The organism is Leptotrichia sp. SK-5 (genome assembly GCF_055387215.1).
Map to the genome: position 1 here is coordinate 913,686 of NZ_AP028931.1, position 26,475 is coordinate 940,160.

Consider the following 26,475-nt stretch of genomic DNA (forward strand, 5'->3'; position numbering starts at 1 on the left):
TAAAAATTAAATATTTATAAGATTAGAAGAGCATCAAAAGTTTAGATGGTAAAATAGTAAAAAAAGAAATGGAGTGTGATAGTGTTATGAGATTTGAAACAAAAACGATACATGGGATAAGAAAAGGAAAAAAGAGAGAACTTTGGGGAACAAATGTTAATTTTGCTTCAACTTTTCCTGTGGCAGAATTTGGAGTAACGCAGGAATTTGAATATTCAAGAGTTTCGGCTCCTACGAGAAATGAGCTTGAAGAAATACTTGCGGCATTGGAAAATGGTAAATATGGATATGCCTTTTCATCGGGAATGGCGACTACAACGTCTGTATTTACAATGTTTAAAGCTGGAGATCATATTATTTTAGGTCAGGATATTTATGGTGGAACTTATAGGATTGTTCATGATATTTATTCAAAATTTGGATTGGAATACACTTTTGTCGATACAACTGATTTGGATAATATTAGGAATGCTATTAAAGAAAATACAAAGGCTATTTTTATTGAAACTCCGTCAAATCCATTGCTTGATGTTACAGATATGAGAGGAGTTGTAGAGATTGCAAAAGAGCATAACTTGATAACAATTGCAGACAATACTTTTATGACTCCGTATCTACAGAAACCGCTTGATTTTGGGATTGATATTGTAATTCATAGTGCAACTAAATTTTTATCTGGGCATCATGATTTGCTGGCTGGAGTTGCGATTACAAATGATGAGGGGCTTGCGGAAAAAATTAAATTTTCACAAGTTGCGGCTGGAGCCTTAGTTTCTCCATTTGACAGCTGGCTTTTGATGAGAAGTCTGAAAACATTGAAACTTAGAGTGGAAGCGGCACAAACGAATACGGAAAAGCTAATAGAATTTTTTCAAAGCCATGATGCAGTTGATAAAATTTACTATCCGACTTTGGATACAAATAAAGGTAAAAAAATTCATGAAAGTCAGGCAACAGGTGGAGGTTCAGTGTTCTCATTTACTTTAAAGGACGATTCAAAAGTAAAAACATTTTTTGAAAGTCTGAATGTGGCGCTATTTGCAGCGAGTCTTGGTGGGGCAGAAACTTTGGTAACTCATCCAAGTACGATTACGCACGCCGAAATGCCTGATGAAGAAAAAGCGGCCAGAGGATTTACAAACTCATTGATAAGAATTGCAGTTGGATTTGAGAATATTGATGATTTGATTGAAGATTTTAAACAGGCATTGGAAAAATAAAGAATAAAGGAAAAAATAGATGGCAACAAAAAGAAGAAGAAAAACTGGAAGAAGTTCAAAAGTTGGAAATGAAAAATTAATTGCTGCGATAATTACTGTATTATTAGCAATATTTGGATTTGCATACAATGGAGTTAATTCAAAATCGAGTAAAAAAAGAGCAAAAACAACCAATTCCAAAAAAAGTACAGCTGCAAAAAGTACAAAAAATAATTCTTCAAATGCTAAAGTTGTGCAAAATCCGACTATTCTGAAAGGTTATCAGGCTGTAAAAGTCAGCGATGGAGATACTATGAATGTTCAGAAAGTGGAAAATGGAAAATTTACTGGAGAAGTTATAAAAATCAGGATGTTTGGAATTGATGCTCCTGAAAAGACGCAGGATTATGGTAATGAAAGCAAGCAGGAGCTGGAAAAGCTGGTGAGCGGAAAGACACTTGAAATTGAGGAGAAAAACAGGGATAGATATGGCAGAACAGTGGCTGTAGTCTATGCTGACGGAAAAAATGTAAATGAGGAAATGGTAAAGGCTGGGAATGCGTGGTGGTATCAGGAATACGATAAAAATGATACTAGAATGCAGGCTTATCAGGAAAATGCCAAAAAGAATAAACTTGGACTGTTTGGGAAAAGAGGATATATAGAGCCGTGGAATTACAGAAGAGAGAAAAAATCATCAGCAACGGGCAGAACTAAAGGTAAATAATGAGTTTAAGTAATTTTGTTAAATGAATAAAAAGAAGTGAAATAAAGAAAAGGATGATAAAATGTTTATAGATGAAAGTGTAATTACAGTAATTTCTGGAAATGGAGGAGATGGAGCGGCTACATTTAGACGTGAAAAATTTGTACAGTTTGGAGGGCCTGACGGTGGAGATGGCGGAAAAGGCGGAGATATTGTCTTTATCGCTGATCCAAATATCAACACTCTTGTGGATTTTAAGAGCAGTAAAAAATTTAAGGCACAAGACGGGACAAAAGGGTCTGCTGCACGTTCTACTGGAAAATCAGGGGAAGACTTGATTATAAAAGTTCCAGTTGGAACAATGATTAGAGATTTTGAAACAAATAAGCTGCTGCTTGATTTGGATAATCCAAATGAAAAAGTAATATTTTTAAAAGGTGGAGATGGTGGACGTGGAAACATTCATTTCAAATCATCAGTAAAAAAAGCTCCAAGAATTGCAGAAAGTGGGCGTGAAGGTGTAGAGTTAAAAATAAAACTGGAATTAAAACTGCTTGCTGATGTGGCTCTCGTGGGTTATCCAAGCGTAGGAAAATCAAGTTTTATTAATAAAGTGTCAGCTGCCAAATCAAAAGTTGCAAGTTACCATTTTACAACATTAAAGCCTAAATTGGGAGTTGTCAGAATGGGAGATGAGGAAAGTTTTGTGGTGGCGGATGTGCCAGGACTTATTGAAGGCGCTCACGAAGGAGTGGGACTTGGAGATAGGTTTTTAAAGCATATTGAAAGATGTAAGCTGATTATTCATATTGTGGATATTTCAGGCCTTGATGGACGTGACCCTAAGGAAGATTTTGTAAAAATAAATCACGAATTAAAAAATTACAGCGAAAAGTTATCTCAAAAGAGGCAGATTGTAGTAGCAAATAAAATTGATATGCTCTATGAAGATAAAAAATACGATGAATTTGAAAAATTTGTGAAGGAAAATGGGGCAGAATACGTATATCCAGTTTCTGTAATCGCAAATGACGGATTAAAACCAGTTTTATCAAAGGCGTGGGAATTAATTCAAGAAATACCTAGAGAAGAGTTAGAAGAAGTTTATTCGGTTGAGGAACTAATTCAGGAAAATAACAGGAAAGAAGACTGGATTATTAAGAAAACAGCAGATAATGTATTTGAAATTGATGGACGTATTGTTGATGATGTGCTGAGAAAATATGTATTTATAGGAGAAGAGGGAATAATAAATTTTCTTCAGAAAATGAGAAGTCTTGGAATGGAGACAGAGCTTGAAAAGGCTGGGGTTGAAGAAGGAGATATTATAATTATTGCTGGTTATGAATTTGAATATGTGATTTAGTAATAAATTTTTATAAAAATATTTACAAAGAAAGAAAAATGTGGTTTACTTATAATGAGGGAGGATAAAAAATTAGAAAATGCAAAAAAAATTAAAAGGGATTGTTATTGCAGGTGCGACGGGAGTGGGGAAAACAGATTTGTCAATAAAACTTGCAAAACAATTAAATGCAGTGATTATATCGGCAGATGCATCTCAAGTTTATAAGGAACTGAATATTGGAACAGCAAAGATAACTCATGAAGAAATGCAGGGAATACCACATTATATGATTGACCTTGTAAACCCTGATGAAGATTATTCTGTGGGAGATTTTGAAAGAGCTGTAAATGCTATTTTGAATGAAAATTATCAAAATACTGAAAAAAATGTTATTATTGCAGGTGGAACAGGACTTTATATAAAATCAATTACAGATGGATTTGCACAGTTGCCGTCAAAAGATGAAAAAATTAGAGCTGATTTAGAAAGCAGGAATATAGAAGAATTACAGGAGATGCTAAAAAGGCTCGATAAAAAGTCTTATGATGAGATTGACTTATCCAACAAATTACGATTAGTCAGGGCTATTGAAGTTTGTCTTTTGACTGGTGGGAAATTTAGTGAATTGCGTGTTCAAAATGTCAAGAATAATAACTATGAATTTCTTAAAATCTTTCTTACACGGGATAGAGAAGAACTTTATGAGCGTATTAACAAGCGAGTGGACATTATGATTTCAAAGGGGCTTATTGAAGAAGCACACAAAATATATACGAAATATAACAAAAGTTGTTTCAAAATATCGTCGATAGGTTATAAGGAATTATTTTGCTATTTTGATAAGAAAATAACGTTAGAGGAAGCGATTGAAGAAATAAAAAAAGAAAGCCGAAGATATGCAAAAAGACAAATGACATGGTTCAAAAAAGAAAAAAACTACATTACTTATAATTTGTCAGAATTATCTGAAAATGAAGTAATAAAAGACATTTTTGAAAAATGGAAAAAATTTTAGAAAGGAGATTACAGGCTGTGTCCTGTATAAAATCATGAAGATATTAGAATATTTGACACCAGAAAGAGTAAAATTACATTTGACTGGGGAAACTAAAAAGGAAATTATTAAGGAAATGGCACAATTATTTGTGGAAAGTGGAGTGCTTGATTCAGAAGATCTGGAAGAATTTGTAAAAGAAATAAATGAAAGGGAAAAATTGACACCTACAGGAATGCAGGATGGAATAGCAATTCCGCACGCAAGAACACCGTTTGTAAAAAAACTTTCCCTTGCCTTAGGAATCTCTAATAAAGGTGTGGATTTTGAAAGTATGGATGGAGAACCTTCAAAATTAATTTTTATGATTGCAGCTCCAGAAGAAACAAAAAAAGAACATTTAGATTTGTTAGCTGAAATTTCAAAACTAACATATGAAGAAGAATTAATTGAGCAAATGGAAAATGTAGAAACAATAGAAGAAATTTTTGAAAAATTAAAAAATATTTAAAAATAATATTAATAAAGTATGTATATTTACTGATTTTATTTGAGATTCTAAAATTAAAAAAAAATATTTTTGTATTTTATTTGAAAAATTAATTGTATTTTTTTATATAATTTGGTATAATATTAAATAAGTGATGATAGGTAAGTGATTTAACAGTGATTTCATATTCATTTATTGTTATGAAATTAAATAATTAGGAGGAAAATCGAATGAAAAAGACAATATTCTTTTTAGTTGGAATAATGATGGTTTCGTCAATAGGTTTCTCTGCTGAAAAAAAGACATTAGAAAGCAGCTTAAATTCAATTGAAAGTCAATTCAATGAATTAATGAAAAAAGAAGAAGCACAAAAAGAAAGCTATAGACAACAAAAAGCACAATTAGAAGCTGAAGTTGAAGATTTAAAATCTAAACAAGCTAATAGAGAAAAATTATTAGAAAAATTAAGAGTGGATTCAGAAGTTAGATGGCACAGAGACAAATATAAAAAAATACTGAATAATTCCGAAACTCTTTATAAAAATATAAACAAATCAATTGCAGCAAAAGAACAAAAAATTGCAGAATTGGATACATTATTATCAGTAATGAATTAATTGAAAGGAATGGTAATTAAAAGATGAAAGCAAAAAAATTATTATTGTGTGGAATAGTAGCAGTATTATCTGTGCCTATGATGGCAGCTTCTCCACAAGAAATATTAAAGCAAGCTAGAGATGATTACTACAAAAGTATAAAAGCACCTAAAGAACCAAAAATGACAACTGAAAAATTAGTTACAATTGATGAAGATGGTGTTGTAGAAGAAAAAGAAGTAGTTAAAAGAAAATCTCCAATTGAAAAATTAGAATACAACGCAGCTAAAGCAGCAGATAGAGTAGACTTTTACGAAAGAGTAGTAAGAAGTGTACAAAGAGAAGAAAAAGAACTAGGAGAATTTGATAGCGTTCTTGGAAGAGATGGCGTAAAAAATGCTCCAAAAAAATCTAGAAGAACAACTAAATAAGAATTAAAAAATTAAAAATTTAGTTATTTTGAAGGACAATATTTTTAATATAAATATTATTCAGGAAAGGAAAATCAATGAAAAAAATATTAGGATTAGTAGCTGTAATGGTGTTAGCGATGAGTCAATTATCATTTTCAGCTCCAACAAATACTGATGCCGCTGTGCAAAGATTAGTTAAAGTAGCTAAACAAAGACAAGCACAACAAGCTAAACAAGCAGCAAAAGGTGTTGTGGAAGAAGAAGTTGTTGTTGTTCCAGTTGAAGAAGTAGTTGAAACAACTTCAGGTGTTAGCCAAGATGCACGTCAAAAAGCAGAAGCAGCAAGAGCACAAGCTGAAGCAAGAGCAGCAAAAGCTAAAGAAGCAGCTCAAAGAAGAGCAGAAACAAGAAACTTAAGAGCTCAAAGAAAAAATATGTCTGAAAGTAAAATGATGGATGTAGAAATTCAAAGAATTAGAAAAAGAGTAGATCAAATCAACAGTAACATTGAAAAATTCCATAAAACAAATGAAATGTTAGATCAAATGGAACAAAGATTAGATGCTATTCAAAATAGAATGAACTAAGAGTTAAAATCAAGAGAGAAAATAAAAAATAAATTGGATGTTTAGAAAGGAAATGAAAAATATGAAAAAGTTAGCATTATTATTCGTAGGATTAGGAGCTTTGTCTTGTACAAACGCAAAATTAGTAGATTACAACACAACTAGATTGAATCATATTGAAGATTATTTAAAAGAAAACAAACCAAATCCAGGTAGCCAAAAATATAGATCATTAGAAAGAGAGGCTGAAACATGGTTAGACGAACAACAACAACAATAATTGCATTAGGGTTGTTAGTTGCTTCACCATTGATGGCAAGAAGGCTGACAACTACTCAAATGAGAGAAAATACAATTAGAATTAATGCTCTTGAGTTAGAAGAGCCAGCTCCAGAACCAATCCCAGAACCAGTACCAGAACCAGCTCCAGAACCACAAACTTGGGTATTTGATTCAGGAAGATTAAACTTTGACTTCGATAAGTCAGTAGTAAAACCACAATACTTTGAATTATTGAGAAACGTTAAAGACTATGCTGAACAAAATGACTTCAGATTAACAATTATAGGACATACAGATTCTAAAGGTACTGACGCTTATAATATGGCTTTAGGTATGAGAAGGGCAATAGCAGTTAGAGATAAATTGATAGAATTTGGATTAGATCCTGCAAGAGTCTTAAGTGTAGAATCAAGAGGAGAATCTGAACCAATCGCTCCAAATGATACTGAACAAGGAAGATTTGAAAACAGAAGAATTGAGTTCAAAGCTACAAAATAGTAAATATTAAATGGGAAGTATTTTATAAATTGTCTAGTTATTTCTTTATTGAAACAATTAGACAATTTTTTTGTAAAAAATTTTAGAATTATAGTGAAATAAAATTTATTTTAGTGTATAATATACCAAAATACTTTTAAAATTGAACTAATAATACTAAGCTCTATTTAAAAATAAAAATAATATTTTATTTATTTTGTGACAAGGAGTCTTGGCACTTGCGTAGTAGAAATGATAGTAAATATATTATTTTAATTGGGAATAGTATAAAATTAGAGAAAGAGGTGTAAAAATTATGTGGTTTACAAAATCACAAAATGATGTGTTAAAGGAGCTGAATGTTGATCCTAAAGTTGGTTTGACAACTGATGAGGTTAATGCTAGGCTTCAAAAATATGGACAAAATAAATTGAAAGGAAAACCTAAAAAGACATTATTACAGCTATTTATTGCACAGCTTCAGGATATGTTAATTTATGTATTAATTGCTGCGGCTGTAATAAACTTGATTGTGGATATTAAACATGGCTGGACGGATGCTTTGATTATAATGGCAGTAGTACTTATAAATGCGGTAGTTGGAGTGGTTCAGGAATCTAAAGCTGAAAAGGCACTTGAGGCACTACAGCAAATGACAACTCCTAAGAGCCTAGTTCGTAGGAATGGAGAAGTTATAGAGGTTAATTCGGAAGATTTAGTTCCAGGAGATATTTTGGTAATTGATGCAGGGAGATATATTCCAGCTGATGTAAGACTTATAGAAAGTGCCAATTTACAAATTGAAGAGTCAGCACTTACAGGAGAATCTGTACCGAGTGAGAAAAATGCTGATTTTATTACAAAAGATGAAAAAATTCCTGTTGGAGATAAGGAGAATATGGCATTTATGTCAACTATGGCTACTTATGGACGTGGCGAAGGTGTCATAGTTGCAACAGGAATGGAAACTGAAATTGGTAAAATTGCGAAAATACTTGATGAAGATGAAAGTACATTGACTCCGCTTCAAATAAAATTAGATGAATTGGGTAAAACACTTGGTTATATTGCAATGGGAATTTGTGCTGTGATATTTATTGTAGGGATTATTCAGAAACGTCCTATTTTGGGAATGTTTATGACTTCAATAAGTTTGGCAGTTGCTGCGATTCCTGAAGGACTTGTTGCAATTGTTGCAATTGTGCTTGCAATGGGTGTAAATAAAATGTCAAAGAAAAATGCGATTGTAAGAAAATTGCCTGCAGTTGAAACATTGGGAGCAGTAAATATAATCTGTTCTGATAAAACAGGAACACTGACGCAAAATAAAATGACAGTTGTAAAAACTTATACACTTGATAATTTGAGAGATATACCGTCAGAAGGCAGAGATTTTGTGGCAAATAAGGATGAAACTGAGTTAATCCGTTCGTTTGTTCTTTGTTCAGACGCTTCAATTGACAGCGGACAGGATATCGGAGATCCGACAGAAGTGGCACTGGTTGTACTGGGAGACAGGTTTAATCTTGAAAAAAATACTTTGAATGCAGAGTATAAAAGAGTTAGTGAAAATCCATTTGATTCAGACAGAAAATTAATGTCAACATTAAATGAAGAAGGAAGTGGAAAGTATAGAGTTCATACAAAAGGTGCTATTGACAATATTCTAGTAAGAGCAGATAAAATTTTAGTAGATGGAAAAATTGTTGCATTGACTGAGGAAATGAAAGAAAAAATATTAAAAGTTGCAACAGAAATGTCTGATGATGCACTTCGTGTGCTTGGAGTAGCTTTTAAAGATGTAGATGATGTAATTGCTCCTGAAGAAATGGAAAAAGAACTGGTTGTAGTTGGAATTGTTGGAATGATTGATCCGCCAAGAACAGAAGTTAAAGATTCAATAATGGAAGCAAAAAGTGCTGGAATTACTCCAATTATGATTACAGGAGATCACAAGAATACGGCAGTTGCTATTGCAAAAGAATTAGGAATTGCAACAGATATAAGCCAAAGTTTGACTGGTGCTGAGATTGATGAAATTTCAGATAAGGAATTTTCTAAAAATATTGGTAAATATAAAGTTTTTGCAAGGGTTTCTCCTGAACATAAGGTAAAAATTGTAAGAGCATTTAAGGAAAAAGGTAATATCGTTTCAATGACAGGAGATGGAGTAAATGATGCACCGTCGCTTAAATTTGCCGATATTGGTGTTGCTATGGGAATTACAGGAACTGATGTTTCCAAAGGTGCAAGTGATATGATTTTAACAGATGATAATTTTACTACAATTGTTCATGCAATTGAAGAAGGAAGAAACATTTATAACAATATCAAAAAAACGATAATTTTCTTGCTTTCATGTAATTTGGGAGAAATAATCTGTATTTTTCTTTCAACATTGCTAAATTGGGATTTGCCACTTGTTGCAACACAATTATTATGGGTAAACTTAGTTACTGATACTTTACCAGCGTTAGCACTTGGAATTGATCCAGGGGATAAGGATGTAATGAAACGTCAGCCAAGAAATCCTAAGGAAAGTTTCTTTTCTGAAGGTGCAGGAATGCGAGCAGTAATTGGTGGGACATTAATTGGTCTATTGACATTAATTGCATTTTATATCGGAATTAACGAAACTGGAATGATTGGGAACTTAGGGCAGTTAGAAGCAATGGCAAAAGCTGGAGATGCAGCTGCAAAACATGCCTTGACACAAGGTAGAACAATGGCATTTATCGTGCTTACGGTATCACAATTATTCTATTCGTTGACAATGAGAAACAGCCAAAAAACAATATTTGAAATTGGAATTTTCAAAAATAAATATTTAATTTATTCGATTATAATCGGAATTGCATTGCAAATAGGATTAACTTCATTTGCACCAATTGCAAAAATATTTAAAGTAACAAACATTTCATTTGGAAATTGGGATGTAGTGCTAATATTTGCATTAATACCGTTTGCTGTAAATGAAATTATAAAATTAATTTCAAGAAAAAAAGCCAATTAAAAATCCATATAAACTTAACTTTTAATTTTTATAAAGTCTTGACAAATACTGAAAATGTGGTAACATATAGTAAATGATGTAATAAAAAGTTTGGAGGAGATATAATGTCAAAAAAAGAATTTGTAGATGCTTATGCAAAAGCAACTGGAGAAACTAAGAAAAGAGCTGAAGAGTTAGTAAATGCTTTTTTAGGAACAGCAGAAGAATTCTTAGTAAAAGGTGAAAGTATCCAATTTGTAGGTTGGGGAACTTTTGAAGTAAAAGAAAGAGCTGCTAGAGAAGGAAGAAATCCATCAACTGGAAAACCAATCAAAATAAAAGCTAAAAAAGTTGTAAAATTCAAAGTTGGGAAAAAATTAGCTGATAAAGTTGCTGACGCTAAATAATAAAATATTCTATTTTTAATAAATTAAAGCTATCTTGAAGATTGTTTATTTTTTCAAGATAGTTTTTTTGTTTTATTTTTAATTATTTAGATAAACATTTATTGTAATTTTAAGTTTTAATGATAAAAAAATGTTTTTCATAATTTTTTAGTTTTTCTTTGTTTTAAAGCAAAGGGGAACAGTCGCCATCCCCTTTTATTTCGCAATACTAGTTATTTTAATTTCTTAAAATTATAATATTTTTAGATATAGGCGAAAGTGCTAAGCACTAATCCCGGCTTGTCTAAGAATTTTTTGAAAATAAAAATTAAACTCGCTTTGCTCAAACAGAAATTTTTATTTCCAAAAAATCACGACATTTTTAGTTTAATTAAAACAATTGATTTAACTAAAACAAAAAATAAAATCAAGAAAAAATATTTATTAATCAAATAAAATAAAAATTAAAGAAGATTTTATTTAATTTAAAAATGAAAAAATAAATCAAAAAAGTTATTAAAAGGAAATAATAATATTGCTTTAAAGAGAAAAAAATGTTATTATTTTATAGTAGGAAAAAATATTATCTAATTTTGCTGAAAGGATAATATTTTATTAACTCAAAACTTTAAAATAGATTTTAAAAATTATTTTGAATGTTCTGAGAAAATTTGTAGGATAGTAGGAAAGAGAGGAAAAATTGATGAGAAAATTATTGATTTTAATTAGTGCGTTGACACTTATGGTTTTAAGCTGTGGAAATTCAGGTAGTGAGAATAAAGGTAGCAGTGGAGCTGGGACAGGCTCTAAGAAGTATAGAATTGGAATTACACAGATTGCATCACATCCAGCACTTGACAGTGCAAGGGAAGGATTTAGGGCTGCTTTTAAGGAAGCAGGAATTGAAGCTGATTTTGATGAGAAAAATGCAAATGGAGAAACAGCTAATGCAAATTTGATTGCTAATAACTTTGTTAGTTCAAAAGAGGATTTAATATTTGCAATTGCGACAAACGCGGCTCAGCCGGCGGCACAGGCTACAAATGATATACCTGTTGTATTTGCAGCAATTACAGATCCGCAGTCAGCTGGAATTTTGAAAGATAATGTAACGGGTGTAAGTGACAGAATGAATGTAAAACAGCAATTGGGATTACTGTTAAAATTAGATTCAAAAATAAAGACAGTTGGAGTACTTTACAATTCTTCGGAACAAAATTCAAAGGTTCAAGTGGAAGATTTGAAAAATGCGGCAAAGGAACTAGGAATAAATATTGTTGAAAAAAGTATTGTTCAAGCAAATGAAATACCTCAGGCGGTAGATAATCTAGTTAGGGAAACAGATGCAATTTATTTGCCAACAGATAATCTTGTGGCATCTGTTGTAAGCTTGATTACAGATAAAGCAGCCGCAGCTAAAAAAATAGTATTTGGTGGGGAAGCGGCTCATGTAAAAGGCGGAGCTTTGATTACACAAGGTGTAAGTTATTATGAAATAGGAAAAGAAGCTGGTAAAATGGCAATTGAAATTTTGAAAAATGGTAAAAAACCAGCTGAAATACAGTTTAAGACAATGCCTTTAAATGAAATTGTGGTAAATGGAAATACTCTTAAGACGCTTGGAATTTCGTTGCCTGAAGATGTAAAAGCCAAAGCACAGATTGTTCAATAAAATTTTGATAAAAAGATTTAGCGAGATAATAGGAAAGGAAGAGAAATGAAAAAAATATTATTAGTAGTTATAAGTTTATTAATGGTATTGGCATGTGGAAACAACGAAAGCAATACTGTCAGCGGAAATAAAGGTTCACAGTCAGCTGATAATAAACAAGTTTATAAAATTGGTGTAACACAGTTCATGGAACATCCATCACTTAATTTGGCAAAAAAAGGATTTGAGGATGCATTCAAGGAAGCTGGTATAAATGCAGATTTTGATGAAAAAAATGCAAATGGGGAAGTAACAAATGCAAATTTGATAGCTTCAAATTACAAGGCAGATAAAAAAGACCTAGTATTTGGGATTGCAACACCATCTGCACAGGCATTGGTAAATAATATTTCAGATACTCCAGTGCTATTTTCAGCTGTTACAGATCCATCAAGTGCAAAACTTTTGAATCCAAATGTAACAGGAACAAGTGATAAAGTAGAAAATATTGCAGTACAATTGGATTTACTTTTGAAAATAAAGCCTGATGTAAAAAAAGTTGGAGTTCTCTATAATCCATCAGAACAAAATTCGGCTGTTCAAGTTCAGGAAATTCAAAAAATTGCCAAGGAAAAAAATATAGAAGTTGTGTTGCAGGGAATAAGCAATTTTGGTGAACTGGCACAGGCTACTAAAAATTTATTGGGAGTAACTGATGCATTGTATTTACCAACAGATAATCTTGTTGTATCAGGGGCAAACTTTGTCGCTTCCGAAGCGATTGCAGCTAAAAAACCTGTAATTGCAAGTGAAAACTCTTCTGTGGAACTGGGAGCATTGTTTACAATGGGACTGGACTATTATGCATTAGGAAAACGTACCGGAGAAATGGCAATCGAAATTCTTAAAGGAAAACCAGTTTCTCAAATTCCTTTTGAAACTTCAAAGCAAATGAAACTGTACGTAAACCAGAAGACAGCACAGGCATTAGGACTGGATATAAAAAATCCTATGTTTAATGGAGCTGAATTTGTAGGAAAATAAATAATAAATTAAATGGAGAGAACAGAAAAGAAAGAGAGAAAAAAGTTAAATGAATGAATTATTAGTATTTTTACAAAGTCTTCCAGAGGCTTTTAAAACAGGGTTTATATATTCAATAATGGTTATGGGAGTGTATTTGACTTATAAGATACTGGATTTTCCTGATATGTCAGTAGATGGAACTTTTCCATTAGGAGGATTTGTATTTGCGGCATTTGCACTTTCTAAAAACGGTTTTTTTGGAATAACAAGTCCGATTATGGGTCTTATTTTGGCAGTAGTGTGCGGAATGATTGCAGGATATATTACAGGAGCATTGCATGTTTATCTAAAAATTAATGGATTGCTTTCAGGAATTTTGGTAATGACGGGACTTTACAGTATAAATTCGAGAATTGTTGGAATGCCTAATGTGTTTATCTCGCCAGAAAGAAGTATTTATGAAATAATTTCTTATGAAAAGAATTTTATACCTTTTATAATTATGTTTGTTATTTTACTTATTTTAAAAGGTCTTTATGATTATAAAATAAAAGAAAATAAATATATGATAAGAAGTCTTATTGTTTATATAGCTTTTGTAATTGGATTGATAATTTATGTTGCGAGTACAAAAGATGTAAAACTTATGCTTACAATACTCATTGCATTTGTTATAAAAATGATTGTTGATTATATCTTGACATCAAAATTTGGATTTGCATTGAGAGCATTGGGAAATAATGAACAGCTTGTAGTAAGTCTTGGAGTAAATGAAAAAAGATTAAAAATATTTGGGTTAATGCTGGCAAATGGAGTTGTGGCATTAGCAGGCGCATTATTTGCACAAAATATTAAAGTTGCGGATTTGCAGTCTGGAGTAGGAACAATTGTTATTGGGCTTGCGGCAATTATTCTAGGACTTGGGGTATTGAAAAAATCACAAGTAATAAATGAAATTTCCATTGTTACAATCGGTTCTTTAATGTATTATTTCATAATAAATTTAGCTCTGATGTCGAATAGCTGGACAAGAAATATGTACGAAGGGCTTCATTTCAGTGATAATGTTATAAAGATACTGGAAGTTAAGCCAACAGATGTAAAAGTTATAACAGCGATAATTCTTGCAGTAATCCTATGGAATGAGTTGATTCAGAAAACTAAAAAAGGTAAGAAAAAAGTAAAATTGATTGAGAAGGGAGAGGAAAATTAATGATAGAATTAAAAAATTTACATAAAACTTTCTTCTCTGAACTGGGAACAGAAAAACAAGTATTTAAAGGCTTGAATTTTACAATAAATGACGGGGATTTTATAACAATTATTGGAAGTAACGGTGCTGGAAAGTCTACACTTTTGAATGTATTAAATGGACAAATTATTCCAGATGGAGGAAATGTTGTTTTAAATGGGAATGATATAACAAATGTAGAACAGCATAAAAGAGCAAAATGGATTTCGCAAGTTTATCAAAACCCAACAATGGGAACAGCTCCATCAATGACAGTGCTGGAAAATTTGTCAATGGCTAAAAATAAAGGAAAGCGTTTTAACTTTACCTTTGGATTGGATGTAAAAAATATTGAATTTTATAAAAAGCAATTGGCAAGTCTGGGACTTGGACTGGAAAATCAATTGTTTACACAGGTAGGACTATTATCTGGTGGACAAAGACAATGCTTGTCCTTAATAATGGCAACTTTGAACCGTCCAGACATTTTATTATTAGATGAACATACAGCAGCGCTTGATCCTCAAACTTCAGAAATAATTTTGGAAAAAACAAAGGAAATTATTGAAAAAAATAATATAACAAGTCTTATGATAACACATAATATGCAAGATGCCATAACTTATGGAAATAGGCTTATTATGCTTCATGCAGGAGAAATAATTTTTGATATAAAAGGAGAGGAAAAGAAAAAACTGACGGTGGAAAAATTGCTTGAAATGTTTAAAACAAAAGATGCAAAGTTATCAGACAAAGATATATTTTCAAATAATTAAAATAAAATTTCTTTGAAAAAAATTAAAAATAATTAATAAAAAAGGTATTGACAATTTTTGAAAATCTGTTAAAATATTAGAATAGTATATTTTAAATTTTTGTATTTAAAACTAAAATATAGTATTTAAGTAAAATGGAAAATTGTAATAAAGTATATTTTAAAAGCTGAAATTCACTTAAAATCACTAAAATCACACTTTTAAAAAATTTTTTTTAATATCTATGCTTAAATATTATAAATATCAAAACTTTTCATGATTTCTTATGAATAGTAATTTTGAATATGTTTTTACAATACAAATTATAAAAATATCTTTTAATAAAGAAAAGGAGAAAAAGAGTCTATGAAAAACAATCTTAGAAAAATTTCACAAGAACTACGTGCATTTGCAAAAAGAACAAAAGATTTTAAATATACAAACTCTGCATTAATTACATTTTTAATGACAGGGATGCTTTTTGCATCAAATAATATATTTGCAGAAAATGAGAATACAGATATTAAAAATCAAGTTAATCAAATAAACACGTCTATAAATCAAATACGAACTGATTTTAAAAGAGCAAGAAAAGAAAATAACAAATTAATCAAAGATACAACATTGGAATTGACTCAGTTAATGGAACAAGGAGATCATGTAACAAAATCACCTTGGAGCAGCTGGCAATATGGTATGAATTATTTTTATAATGACTGGCATGGAAGTTTTAAAGGAAAAGGAAATAAAGTTGGTAATGTCATTTACAAAAGAGATCAAACTTTAAATAGATATATCGCAAAACCAATAAGTGAAGGAAGTGCAAACAACACAACAACATTAGGATTTGCTTACGAGCCAAATGCAGCAATTCCTATAAGTGCTTCAATCACACCAAAATCAATAACAAAAACTAATCCAAATATTCAAAAAAATGTGGCGATTGCAAGTTTGCCATCGTTTGAGCCAAGAGTTGTAGAAGCACCAACAGCACCAACAGTACTACCGCCAGATCCAAGTATTACTATAAATTTAGTGCTTAATGCTGAATCAAAGGGAAGTGGAGCAAAAACATTAGCTGTAAACAATGGAAGTGGTGGGAATAATAATGGTGTCTTTGAAGGTGTGACAGTTTTAGATGGGACAATTAGAGCAGTTAGAACTCAAACTAATTATTCAACTTGGAGTTATACAATAGATGGTCTTAAAGTAGTGAATACCTCTGCTATGAATATTGCTTCTTCAGTACCAGAGTTAAGTGGTAAAGTTCCAGGAACAACTACAACAGTAACAAATCAAATTACTGGTTCTGAAACTAGCAAAAATGGTTTTTTTCAAACATCTGGAAATGGAAATGCTCCTAGCTCATTTATACTAAATAATGCAACTGTTAATTATATTAGTCAAACTCCGTCAACTCAAACGGAAGAATTAGTTCATCAGGATGTGCATCATGGAATAAATGCTGCTGCTGTTAGAACAGCAATAACAACTTCTACATTAACAGGCTTTACTGCAGATTTTAATGATATTGTTGATACAAACATTTTTGATAGTACAGGAACTACACTAGATGAATATAATGTGTTTGGTAATAGTGGTACAGTTACTATGACAGGTCCGTCTGCTTCTTTTTCTAATAGTTATATTCATGAAGACAATAGTAACGGAGTAATTATTAATAGAGGTAAAATAGAATTAAATTCTACTGATGCTGATGGTCATGGGATTTTTGTAGTATCACCCCATGTTTATTCAACGAGAGGACATCAGTATTATTATAACGGGAGCACTGGGAATATAACTTCAAATACTGAAAAAACAGCAATTTTATTTATAAATAATAGTATGGCAAAAAGATACATAGGTTTTACAAATAAAGGAACAATAAAAATAACTAAACCTGAATCAGTAGGAATATATTTAAAAGTTAATAACGGAACAGCAGTTCATTTGAATTTCTCTGACGATACTTCAGCTGGAAGTCAAGAAACAGTAGGTGCTGCTCTTCCAGGAACTGCGACACGTACGATGACTTATGTAACAGGGAATACCGGAAAAACTTACAATAAATTAACTGGTTTAATTACAGATGGAGCAACTGCAGAATCTCATGCAAAACCAATAGAAATTAGTGGAGATAAAAGTGCAGGATTATATGTTCCAGTAACAAACAGTTTCTTTAATGGTGTTTTTGCGGCAAAATTAACTAATACAGGAAATGAAGGAGAAGATCCGACTACAAAGAAATTGATAAAATCTGGATCAGCAGGTATATATACAGCTTCATCTATGGATTTGCAAGGGCATTATATATTCTTAGAAAATGGTTCAAATAATGTTGGAGTTTATCCGACTGATAGTAATGCGATAGTAAATTTAGGACTTGGTAGAGTTCGAATGGATGAAGGTATCAGAAATACTGGTATAGCTGTTAAGGGTAATGGTAGTGTGTATTCTGAAAGTGAAATGCTTTTAAATGGAGGGGTAGGAAATACTGCTATATTCGCACAAGGGACACCATCAAATGTTGTGTCAGCAAAAAGTATAGAAACTGGAAGTACTCCAACAACAGATGCAATATATATTTATGCTGATGGAACTAAAGTAAAAACTCATGAAGATAAAGGTGGATTGAAAGTAAAAAGTCAAATTAGTACTATAAATCCAATTGTAGCATACGATGCTTCAAATCCGGAAAAAACTGGACAAACAACAGGAGCTGTTTATGCTGTAAATGGGGCAGAAGTTGATATTAGTCGTAGTTCAGCAAATACTTTTGGAAGTGGAGCAAATGTAGATATAACTGGAGCAAATGTAACTGAATATGATTCAGCAACTGCTACATATAAACCAACAAAGAATTATACTGGATTTGGTTTATTTGCATCTGATGCAAATACTAAAATAAAAGCCAAAAATAACACTATTAAAGTTACAAATGGATCTACAGCAGTAGCTTCAATAAAAGGAGCTGATGTAAATTTAGAAGACGGTAAAGTATCTTATACTGGAGAAGGTTATGCTCTTTACACAGGAAATCCAGATATATCAGGAAATACAGGAACAATTGATTTGACAAATGGAACTTTAGAATTAGGTGGAAAATCTATTGGTTTTGTAAAAGATGTTTCAGGGCTTAATAATTGGGTAACTTTAACAAATGCAACAGTAAATGTATTATCGGATGATGTTATAATAGCTGATTTGAAAGATACTTCAGGTTCTGGAATGGTATTAAATGCGACTAATAGTACACCAAGTTTGAAAGATCAAGTTCTTGGTTCAGGTGTAACTGTAACTGCTGCAAGTGGTATTACAAAATATAAATATGCTTTAGTTGATGGAGCTACTATAAATATTAAAGGAGATATTGATAAAGCTGATACAACAACAGGTTCAGATAGTGAAGTATTTACAAGAAGATTGCAAGTACAAAACTCTATAATTAATGTGGATTCTGGACATCAATTAAAGGCTCACCTTGACACTACAGAATTATCTTCAATTAATACAAGTTTAACAGTACCTGTAGGACTTGACGTAAGTGCCAGCGGAAACTCTACAAGTAGAGCTACAACTGGAGTAAATGTTGCAAATGGTGCTACACTCACTGTAGACAGAACAGATAGTGGAAATGGTGGAGTAGGTGCGTATGTAAACTACGGAACTATCTCTAATGACGGAAAAATTGAAGTTGAAAAGACAACACCAAATGATTTTGCAGTAGGACTTTATGCTACAAATGGAACACAAGTGGATAATAAAACTAACGGAACTATTGAAGTTGGTGGTAAAGATAGTATTGGTATTCTTGGACTTTCATATAGAATAGACAGTAAAGGTAATGTTGTGTATGAAAAATTCGGAACGACTGGTCCATCTTCACCTGTAAATAAATTAGGAACTGTAGATATTACAAGTAGTGGTAAAATTACTCTTGATGGAGATAATTCTTTAGGAATTTATGCTAAGAATAATAGCTTAAATGCTACTGGAACGAATATGGATTACGCTAAAATAGGAAATGCTTATACTCAAGCTACTAATAAAGGCGAAATTACAATGTCAGGTAAGAATGCTATCGGTATGATTACCGAAGGTGGAGTACTTACAAATGATACAGCAGGTAAGATTACAATAAGTGGACAAGAGGGAGTTGCAATGTATGGAACTTATGGTTCAATTGATCCTGCTATTGTAGCAGCACAAGGATTAACAACTGATAGATTAAGTGCAGCTCTTGTAAATAAAGGAACACTTGAACTTGCTGATACAACAGGAACTACACCAATAATTGGTATGTTTACAAATGATGCTGATACAACAATAGAAACATCTGGAACTTTAAATATTGGTAAGAAATCTTATGGTATTTATGGAGCCTCAAATGATGTAACTATGTCAAATGGAACGATTAATGTTGGAGAAGATGGGGTAGGTATTTTTGCAACTGGTTCATCTGATAATAGAATAATTACAGCTTCAACAGTAGATTTACGAGGTGGAACAATTAATGTTGGTAATAACCAGGCAGTAGGGGTATTTATTGCAGATGATGCTACAAATCCTTTGAAAACAACAGTTACAAATACAGGAACTAATATGACTGTTGGAACAAATGCATTTGGTTATGTTGTGGATTCTAAAACAGGAACTGATTTATTGCTTGGTACAGCAACAAATAAATTAACAGCTTCACTTGGACCAGATTCAGTTTATGCTTATTCAAATGATAAAAACGGATATGTTTACAGTAATACTGATATTACAACTACTGGCGGAAAATCATATGGATTGTATACTGCTGGAAGAACTGAAAATTATGGAAATATTGATTTAACTGGTGGAAATGGAAATGTTGGTATTTATTCAACAGGAAGAAGTTCGGCTGGATTAGGTGCAATTAACTACGGAACAATAACAGTTGGTGGAACTGACTTAGTTGCTAAAGAATACGGTATTGGTATGGCAACAGGATACTACAATGAAACAACTGGAGCGATTTCAAATGAAGGGCTTATTGAAAATAGAGGAACAATTAATGTAGGTAAAGATAATTCAATAGGTATGTACGCTGTAGGAGCAGGTTCAAAAGCTATCAATCATGGTACAATTGATATTTCTGGTAAAAATGCAACTGGTATGTATATTGACCAAGGAGCAGAAGGAGTAAACTACGGAACTATTAAATCTACTGGAACAGCTTCTGGAATTAAAGGAGTTGCAACAGTAAACGGTGGATATATTAAGAACTATGGAACTATTTCAATTACTTCACCAGGAGGAATAGGAATATATCAAGATGCATTGTCAGCATTAAGTCAAAGGAATGAGCCAACAGCTGGTACAGGAACAGTAAGTGGAACAAAAGCGGCTGTGTATTCTGCGACTTCTACAGATCAGAAGTATATTGTAACGCCAAAAGGGAAACTATTAATTCAAAATCCTCCAAAAGTACCAAGATTAACAATTAATGATAGAGAAGTAACACTTACAGGAGTAGATACAAATATAGCAAGTCCGACACCTGCATATGTAACAGCAGGCTCAACAACACTTGATTTATCACTGCCATTGTATGCAAATACAAGTTCAAATGCACAAGTAACCGAAATTGGAATGTATGTTGATACTTCAGGAGTAAACTATACAAATCCTATTCAAGGATTAAATAACTTAATTGGACTTGAAAATATTAATCTTATTATTGGTACAGAAGCGGCTAAATATACTAATGCAAAAGCAATTGAAATTGGTCAAAATATCTTGAGTCCATATAATAATGCTATATCTTCATTGACTACAACAGGAACAACATTGAATATTAATTCAGCAGGACTAACTTGGCTTGCACAACCTGTACAAGGTGCAACAAAACCTATTGAAACATTGTATATGGTAAAAATACCTTATACATTCTTCACAAGTGCAAAAGATGAAAATTCATATAATTTCCTTGATGGATTGGAACAAAGATACGGTGTTGAACCACTAGGATCAAGAGAAAGATTAATCTTTGATAAACTTAATGGAATTGGTAAAGGTGAAACTCATATCTTTACACAAGCTGTGGATGAAATGAAAGGGCATCAATATGCAAATCTTCAACAAAGAATTAATGCAACTGGAAATACTTTGGATAAAGAATTTAAATATTTGAGAGATGAGTGGAGAAACCCATCTAAACAAAATAACAAAATTAAAGTATTTGGTGCAAGAGATGAGTATAGTACTGACACAGCAGGAATCATTAATTATAAAAGTAACGCCTATGGTGTAGCTTATGTTCATGAAGATGAAAAAATACGAATGGGTAACTCAAGTGGATGGTATGCTGGAGCTGTAACAAATAGATTTAGATTTAAAGATATTGGACATTCAAGAGAAGATCAAACAATGCTTAAACTTGGAGTATTCAAGACAATGTCGCCAAAAGGAGATCATAATGGTGCATTGCAATGGACAATTTCAGGAGATGTGTTTGCAGGAGTTAATAATATGAAACGTAGATTCTGGGTAGTTGACGATACTTTTGAGGCTAAATCAACTTACCATTCTTATGGAGCAGCTATTAAAAATGAGCTAGGCTATGATATAAGAATGAGTGAAAGAACACATTTACGTCCATATGGAGCATTAAAAATGGAATATGGTAAATTTAATGACATAAAAGAGAAAACAGGACAAATGAGATTGCAAGTTAAAGGAAATGACTACTTCTCAGTAAAACCTGAAGTTGGAATGGAATTTAAATTTGTTCAACCATTAGCAGTAAGAACTAATTTATCAGTAGGATTGACAGCAGCTTACGAAAATGAAATCGGAAAACTTCAAGAAAGAAATCAAGCAAGAGTAGGATATACAACAGCTGGATGGTATAACTTAGAGAAAGAAAAAGAAGATAGACGTGGAAATGGTAAGTTTGACTTAAATATCGGAGTGGATAACACAAGATTTGGAGTTACTGTAAATGCTGGATATGATACTAAAGGAAATAACGTAAGGGCAGGAATAGGATTCAGAGCTATTTACTAGAACAAAGCCAGAAGACAGAATAAAGAAAGAGAGGGCAGCGGAACTTAGGTTTTGCTGTTCTTTTTTTGATAAAATAAAGGTATAATATTTATAAGTGTATTTATAAATATTATGATTAATAAATGTTTTTTTTATCTTATTTATACGTTTTTTTTACGTAAGGGGATCAGAAGTCATGCCCTTTTTGTATAATAATCCTTATAATTTAATATAGAATATCGTGATTTTCCTTGCTTATATAAAAAGAAAAAACATAGGATTATAAAAAATATTTATTAAACATTTGCTATCTAAATGGGGAATAGTATAAATAGAAATTATTACATATTTTTTAGGAGAAGATATCATGAAAAAAGTATTTTTAGGAATAAATATAATTTTATTGTGGATTACGATTTGGTATTTTTATAGATTTCCAATAACTGAAAATATGAGTTTGTCTTTGCACAATAAAAAAGTTTATAGAAGATTGATTCCAAATACAATTGATCCGATTGTTAAGAGCAGTGATTTATTATTTAATATTAATTTTGGCGGGGAAGAGCAGGATGATGCAGGAAGAGCGTATGTGAAAGGATTGATGAAAAATCGAGATGTATGGATAGGTTATGTTTACTCCTTTGATGAAATTATGGAAGAAAGCCCAGCGTATGCTAGTAATCCACCAAATGGAGATGAACTGGCAGTAAAAGAATATGTAAATAAACATTCGGGATATTTTTATGTAACTTCAAATGAGACTAAATATCACTTAACAAAAGAAGAAGTAATGAGGAAATTTAATTTAAAAAAATTAAGTTTAAAAAATCCTAGATTTTTTGTAGATAAGTTTGGGACGGATAGAGAATTGTCAAATTGGTATAGAGACGCATGTGAACTTACACAGGGTAAACTGAAGAGTGAAAAAGATATAAAATACGCAGAGAATATCGAAAAAAGAATAAAAAAGAAAAGAATTTTTTGGGTATTGAGTTTAATTCTTTGTTTAATATTGCAAATATTATATTTAACAAAAAATAAAAAGAATACAAAATAATTTTATCAGAATAATGTAAATAAGTGGCAATCATATTCAAAATTTGTAATTTTTTACGTAAATATGGAGTATTTTCCTGTCTATATCTTTAATTAAATTATTTATTTTTCTTATAATTTTTTTGTCCTGAGTTTGCCAATAGAGATATTCTTCCCATGCTTCATCAGACCATACTTTTTTCACTATTCCACCTCAATTAATTCGTGTTCTTTTAATGTAGTTTTTCCCTCTTTTACATTTTGGATTGATTGATTTAGATGTTCCATATTTTGTTTGCTATACAAAAAGTTTAGATAACTAGTAATTTGGTTCTGATTTTTATATTATTATAAATTTTAAAAAATATTTTATATTTTCTAAATACTATAATTACATTCTTTGTTGAGTATATTATAAATTTTTTGAAAAAATGTAAAAAAATTTTCAAAAAAAGATTGACAAAAATATTAAATAGTGATATATTATATTTGTTAGCAATCATATAAGTAGAGTGCTAATAAAATAAAAATAATTTTAATTAGAAAAATTTAAAAAGAAAAAGGTGATGGATATGGAACAGAACTTTACGCAAAAAAGTTTTGAGGCTATTTCAGAGGCTAATAACTTTGCGATTAGATACAGACATTCTGATATAAAGGTGGAACATTTACTGCTTGCACTTGTGGGGCAGATGGATGGATTGATTCCTAGCGTGCTTAAGAAAATGGGAATTGATACGACTGATATGATTAGGAAGATTGAGAGCAAACTAGAAAGTTTTCCTAAGATTGAAGGCGGAAATAGTGAGCCAAGAGCAAATAGTGAATTAAATAGAGTTCTCGTTGGAGCAAGAGATATTGCAAAGAAAATGGGAGACAGCTATATTAGTACAGAACATTTGTTTTTGGCAAGTTATGATAATAACAGCTTTTTGAAAGATTACGGAATAAACAAGAAACAGTTTGAAACTGTACTTGAAAATGTAAGAGGAGGTAGAAAAATTATGACAGATAATCCAGAAAGTACATACGAAGCATTAGATAAATTTGGAAAAGATCTGGTTGAACTGGCTCGAAAAGGTAAACTTGATCCAATTATTGGAAGAGATAATGAAATTCGACGGGCTATACAGATTTTATCAAGAAGAAATAAAAATAATCCGATTCTGATTGGAGAGCCTGGAGTTGGGAAAACAGCCATTGCAGAAGGGATTGCACAAAGAATACTAAAAGGTGATGTGCCTGAAAACTTGAAAGACAAGACAATTTTCTCACTTGATATGGGTGCCTTGGTTGCAGGAGCGAAATATCGTGGGGAATTTGAGGAAAGATTAAAAGCGGTATTGGAAGAAATTGAAAAAAGTGAAGGAAGAATAATTCTTTTCATTGATGAAGTACATAATATTGTGGGTGCTGGGAAAACAGAAGGATCTATGGACGCTGGAAACCTTTTGAAGCCAATGCTTGCACGTGGTGAAATAAAGGTTATCGGAGCTACTACAATTGACGAATATAGAAAATATATCGAAAAGGATGCGGCACTTGAGCGTAGATTTCAGCCTGTAATGGTAGATGAGCCGACTGTGGAAGATACAATTTCAATCTTACGTGGATTGAAAGAAAAATTTGAGATTTTCCATGGAATTAGAATTACGGATAATGCTATAGTTACTGCGGCTACAATGAGTGACAGATACATAAATGACAGATTTTTACCAGATAAAGCGATTGACTTGATTGATGAGGCAGCTGCAAAAGTAAAGACTGAAATTAATTCAATGCCGACAGAACTTGATGAAGTGACAAGACGTGTTATGCAGCTTGAAATTGAAAAAGTGGCACTTGAGAAGGAAAAAGATCAGGCTTCTAAGGATAGACTTGTTACATTAGAAAAAGAATTGGCAGAACTTAACGAGAAAAAAGCTGCATTTAAGGCACAGTGGGAAAGTGAAAAGCAGGAAGTTGAAAAGATTCAAAATATTAATACAGAAATTGAAAAAGTTAAACTTCAAATTGCTGATGCACAGAGAAAAAATGACTATAACAAACTGGCTGAACTGCAATACGGTAAATTGCCAGCACTGGAAAAACAAAGGGCAGATGAAGAAGAAAAAGCCAAAAATCAAAATCCAGATGCAAATAAATTATTAAAACAGGAAATTGACAGTGAAGAAATAGCAGAAATTGTTGGAAAATGGACTGGAATACCAGTTTCAAAATTATTACAAGGAGAGCGTGAAAAAATCTTACATCTTGCAGAACAAATGATGAAAAGAGTAATCGGACAAGATGAAGCAATCACAACAATAAGTGACACAATAATCCGTTCACGTGCTGGATTAAAAGATCCAAACCGTCCAATTGGTTCATTTATCTTCTTAGGACCAACAGGGGTAGGTAAGACTTATTTGACAAAAACTCTTGCATTTAACCTGTTTGACGATGAAAGCAATATTATTAGAATTGATATGAGTGAATACATGGATAAATTCAGCACCACAAGATTAATCGGAGCGCCTCCAGGGTATGTAGGATACGAAGAAGGTGGACAATTGACAGAAGCAGTAAGAAGAAAACCTTATTCAGTAATTTTGTTTGACGAAATTGAGAAGGCTCATCCAGATGTATTTAATATTCTGTTGCAACTACTTGACGATGGAAGGCTTACAGATGGTAAAGGAAAAGTTGTAGACTTTAAGAACACAATTATCATTATGACTTCAAATATTGGAAGTGAAATCATATTGGAAGATCCGCAAGTTTCCGAGCCAACAAAAGAGGCTGTGTTAAACGAAATGAAACATAGATTCAAGCCAGAATTCTTAAACAGAATTGACGATATTATCGTATTTAAAGCATTAGGAAAAGAAAGTGTGAAAAATATTATTTCACTTATCCTTGATGAAATAAACGATAAATTAAAGGAACAATATATAAAAATTGAATTTACAGACAAAGCTCTGGACTACATCGTAAACGAGGCTTATGACCCGGCTTACGGAGCAAGACCTCTAAAACGTTTTGTTCAAAAAGATATAGAAACTAACTTATCGAAAATGATTTTGAGTAATGAAGTACCTGAAAATAGTACAGTTGTGCTGGATAGTGATGGGGAAAAATTGATTTACGATGTGAAGAAATAAATTAGGAATTGAATAAAACTTTAAAGTATTTTTTGAAGTGAGTTTTTAGGAAATAGAGAAGTATCAGAAATGATACTTCTTTTTTTTGAGAAAAGATGTAAAAATAAACATATTGTTTGACAATTTTTTATAAAATAAATATAATGTATTTATAAAAATAATATTATT

At 31.7% G+C, this 26,475-nt stretch carries 19 protein-coding genes and 1 pseudogene; 19 read left to right on the forward strand and 1 reads right to left on the reverse strand.

What is annotated here, in order from left to right; translation table 11 throughout:
- The first annotated feature begins 86 nt into the window (after positions 1 to 86).
- The 18 genes from ACZ5B9_RS04565 to ACZ5B9_RS04650 all read left to right on the forward strand — a co-directional run bounded on the left by ACZ5B9_RS04565 (position 87) and on the right by ACZ5B9_RS04650 (position 23,186).
- On the forward strand, positions 87 to 1,220 hold the full coding sequence (locus tag ACZ5B9_RS04565; RefSeq protein ID WP_464423537.1) for a trans-sulfuration enzyme family protein: 1,134 nt from the start codon (positions 87 to 89) through the stop codon (positions 1,218 to 1,220).
- A 19-nt stretch (positions 1,221 to 1,239) separates the two neighbouring features.
- A complete protein-coding gene (locus tag ACZ5B9_RS04570; RefSeq protein WP_464423538.1) occupies positions 1,240 to 1,926 on the forward strand; it encodes a thermonuclease family protein in 687 nt (228 codons plus the stop codon).
- Positions 1,927 to 1,987: 61 nt separating this feature from the next.
- Entirely contained in the window at positions 1,988 to 3,271 is a 1,284-nt protein-coding gene (gene obgE / locus ACZ5B9_RS04575; RefSeq protein WP_464423539.1) for a GTPase ObgE, read from the forward strand.
- A 79-nt stretch (positions 3,272 to 3,350) separates the two neighbouring features.
- Positions 3,351 to 4,268: a tRNA (adenosine(37)-N6)-dimethylallyltransferase MiaA gene (gene miaA, locus ACZ5B9_RS04580; RefSeq protein ID WP_464423540.1), complete on the forward strand. Its 918-nt coding sequence runs from the start codon at positions 3,351 to 3,353 to the stop codon at positions 4,266 to 4,268.
- A gap of 34 nt (positions 4,269 to 4,302) precedes the next feature.
- Entirely contained in the window at positions 4,303 to 4,758 is a 456-nt protein-coding gene (locus tag ACZ5B9_RS04585; protein ID WP_314294092.1) for a PTS sugar transporter subunit IIA, read from the forward strand.
- Between the two features lie 209 nt (positions 4,759 to 4,967).
- The gene (locus ACZ5B9_RS04590) at positions 4,968 to 5,354 is read left to right on the forward strand and encodes an adhesion protein FadA (protein WP_021768159.1); all 387 of its coding nucleotides are present in this window, start codon (positions 4,968 to 4,970) and stop codon (positions 5,352 to 5,354) included.
- Between the two features lie 23 nt (positions 5,355 to 5,377).
- Positions 5,378 to 5,764 carry a hypothetical protein gene (locus ACZ5B9_RS04595; protein WP_021768158.1) on the forward strand — a complete coding sequence of 129 codons (387 nt, stop codon included), beginning with the start codon at positions 5,378 to 5,380 and terminating at the stop codon, positions 5,762 to 5,764.
- Positions 5,765 to 5,871: 107 nt separating this feature from the next.
- Entirely contained in the window at positions 5,872 to 6,333 is a 462-nt protein-coding gene (locus tag ACZ5B9_RS04600) for a hypothetical protein (protein WP_464423541.1), read from the forward strand.
- A gap of 61 nt (positions 6,334 to 6,394) precedes the next feature.
- Complete coding sequence (locus tag ACZ5B9_RS04605) at positions 6,395 to 6,592, forward strand: hypothetical protein (RefSeq protein WP_026748477.1); 198 nt, start codon at positions 6,395 to 6,397, stop codon at positions 6,590 to 6,592.
- Positions 6,565 to 7,092, forward strand: a complete 528-nt coding sequence (locus ACZ5B9_RS04610) for an OmpA family protein (RefSeq protein WP_464423542.1) — start codon at positions 6,565 to 6,567, stop codon at positions 7,090 to 7,092. Before ACZ5B9_RS04605 ends, ACZ5B9_RS04610 begins: the two co-directional genes overlap by 28 nt.
- Positions 7,093 to 7,387: 295 nt before the next feature.
- A complete protein-coding gene (locus tag ACZ5B9_RS04615; RefSeq protein ID WP_464423543.1) occupies positions 7,388 to 10,084 on the forward strand; it encodes a cation-translocating P-type ATPase in 2,697 nt (898 codons plus the stop codon).
- Positions 10,085 to 10,188: 104 nt separating this feature from the next.
- Positions 10,189 to 10,470 carry an HU family DNA-binding protein gene (locus ACZ5B9_RS04620; RefSeq protein ID WP_021768153.1) on the forward strand — a complete coding sequence of 94 codons (282 nt, stop codon included), beginning with the start codon at positions 10,189 to 10,191 and terminating at the stop codon, positions 10,468 to 10,470.
- A gap of 682 nt (positions 10,471 to 11,152) precedes the next feature.
- Positions 11,153 to 12,121 (forward strand): ABC transporter substrate-binding protein, encoded by a 969-nt coding sequence (locus ACZ5B9_RS04625; RefSeq protein ID WP_464423544.1) that lies wholly within the window; start codon positions 11,153 to 11,155, stop codon positions 12,119 to 12,121.
- A 45-nt stretch (positions 12,122 to 12,166) separates the two neighbouring features.
- On the forward strand, positions 12,167 to 13,144 hold the full coding sequence (locus ACZ5B9_RS04630) for an ABC transporter substrate-binding protein (RefSeq protein WP_464423545.1): 978 nt from the start codon (positions 12,167 to 12,169) through the stop codon (positions 13,142 to 13,144).
- Between the two features lie 49 nt (positions 13,145 to 13,193).
- Positions 13,194 to 14,339 carry an ABC transporter permease gene (locus ACZ5B9_RS04635; RefSeq protein WP_464423546.1) on the forward strand — a complete coding sequence of 382 codons (1,146 nt, stop codon included), beginning with the start codon at positions 13,194 to 13,196 and terminating at the stop codon, positions 14,337 to 14,339.
- Complete coding sequence (locus ACZ5B9_RS04640; RefSeq protein ID WP_464423547.1) at positions 14,339 to 15,133, forward strand: ABC transporter ATP-binding protein; 795 nt, start codon at positions 14,339 to 14,341, stop codon at positions 15,131 to 15,133. Before ACZ5B9_RS04635 ends, ACZ5B9_RS04640 begins: the two co-directional genes overlap by 1 nt.
- Before the next feature lie 345 nt (positions 15,134 to 15,478).
- Positions 15,479 to 22,150 (forward strand): autotransporter-associated N-terminal domain-containing protein, encoded by a 6,672-nt coding sequence (locus ACZ5B9_RS04645; protein ID WP_464423548.1) that lies wholly within the window; start codon positions 15,479 to 15,481, stop codon positions 22,148 to 22,150.
- A 346-nt stretch (positions 22,151 to 22,496) separates the two neighbouring features.
- A complete protein-coding gene (locus ACZ5B9_RS04650) occupies positions 22,497 to 23,186 on the forward strand; it encodes a hypothetical protein (protein WP_464423549.1) in 690 nt (229 codons plus the stop codon).
- Between the two features lie 75 nt (positions 23,187 to 23,261).
- Here ACZ5B9_RS04650 and ACZ5B9_RS04655 read toward each other — a convergent pair.
- Positions 23,262 to 23,369, reverse strand: a pseudogene (locus ACZ5B9_RS04655) (type II toxin-antitoxin system YoeB family toxin); the annotation flags it as partial.
- A 367-nt stretch (positions 23,370 to 23,736) separates the two neighbouring features.
- Between ACZ5B9_RS04655 and clpB the strand changes: the two are divergent.
- Positions 23,737 to 26,307 carry an ATP-dependent chaperone ClpB gene (gene clpB / locus ACZ5B9_RS04660; protein ID WP_464423550.1) on the forward strand — a complete coding sequence of 857 codons (2,571 nt, stop codon included), beginning with the start codon at positions 23,737 to 23,739 and terminating at the stop codon, positions 26,305 to 26,307.
- Positions 26,308 to 26,475 lie beyond the last annotated feature (168 nt).

Excerpts from the sequence above, each read along its gene's own strand:
- ACZ5B9_RS04570 (WP_464423538.1), top strand. The coding sequence starts at position 1,240 with ATGGCAACAAAAAGAAGAAGAAAAACTGGAAGAAGTTCAAAAGTTGGA.
- ACZ5B9_RS04605 (WP_026748477.1), top strand. The coding sequence starts at position 6,395 with ATGAAAAAGTTAGCATTATTATTCGTAGGATTAGGAGCTTTGTCTTGT.
- ACZ5B9_RS04635 (WP_464423546.1), top strand. The coding sequence starts at position 13,194 with ATGAATGAATTATTAGTATTTTTACAAAGTCTTCCAGAGGCTTTTAAA.
- ACZ5B9_RS04645 (WP_464423548.1), top strand. The coding sequence starts at position 15,479 with ATGAAAAACAATCTTAGAAAAATTTCACAAGAACTACGTGCATTTGCA.
- ACZ5B9_RS04565 (WP_464423537.1), top strand. The coding sequence starts at position 87 with ATGAGATTTGAAACAAAAACGATACATGGGATAAGAAAAGGAAAAAAG.
- ACZ5B9_RS04590 (WP_021768159.1), top strand. The coding sequence starts at position 4,968 with ATGAAAAAGACAATATTCTTTTTAGTTGGAATAATGATGGTTTCGTCA.
- ACZ5B9_RS04600 (WP_464423541.1), top strand. The coding sequence starts at position 5,872 with ATGGTGTTAGCGATGAGTCAATTATCATTTTCAGCTCCAACAAATACT.
- ACZ5B9_RS04650 (WP_464423549.1), top strand. The coding sequence starts at position 22,497 with ATGAAAAAAGTATTTTTAGGAATAAATATAATTTTATTGTGGATTACG.
- ACZ5B9_RS04625 (WP_464423544.1), top strand. The coding sequence starts at position 11,153 with ATGAGAAAATTATTGATTTTAATTAGTGCGTTGACACTTATGGTTTTA.
- ACZ5B9_RS04620 (WP_021768153.1), top strand. The coding sequence starts at position 10,189 with ATGTCAAAAAAAGAATTTGTAGATGCTTATGCAAAAGCAACTGGAGAA.
- miaA (WP_464423540.1), top strand. The coding sequence starts at position 3,351 with ATGCAAAAAAAATTAAAAGGGATTGTTATTGCAGGTGCGACGGGAGTG.
- ACZ5B9_RS04610 (WP_464423542.1), top strand. The coding sequence starts at position 6,565 with ATGGTTAGACGAACAACAACAACAATAATTGCATTAGGGTTGTTAGTT.
- clpB (WP_464423550.1), top strand. The coding sequence starts at position 23,737 with ATGGAACAGAACTTTACGCAAAAAAGTTTTGAGGCTATTTCAGAGGCT.
- ACZ5B9_RS04630 (WP_464423545.1), top strand. The coding sequence starts at position 12,167 with ATGAAAAAAATATTATTAGTAGTTATAAGTTTATTAATGGTATTGGCA.
- ACZ5B9_RS04585 (WP_314294092.1), top strand. The coding sequence starts at position 4,303 with ATGAAGATATTAGAATATTTGACACCAGAAAGAGTAAAATTACATTTG.
- ACZ5B9_RS04615 (WP_464423543.1), top strand. The coding sequence starts at position 7,388 with ATGTGGTTTACAAAATCACAAAATGATGTGTTAAAGGAGCTGAATGTT.
- ACZ5B9_RS04640 (WP_464423547.1), top strand. The coding sequence starts at position 14,339 with ATGATAGAATTAAAAAATTTACATAAAACTTTCTTCTCTGAACTGGGA.
- ACZ5B9_RS04595 (WP_021768158.1), top strand. The coding sequence starts at position 5,378 with ATGAAAGCAAAAAAATTATTATTGTGTGGAATAGTAGCAGTATTATCT.
- obgE (WP_464423539.1), top strand. The coding sequence starts at position 1,988 with ATGTTTATAGATGAAAGTGTAATTACAGTAATTTCTGGAAATGGAGGA.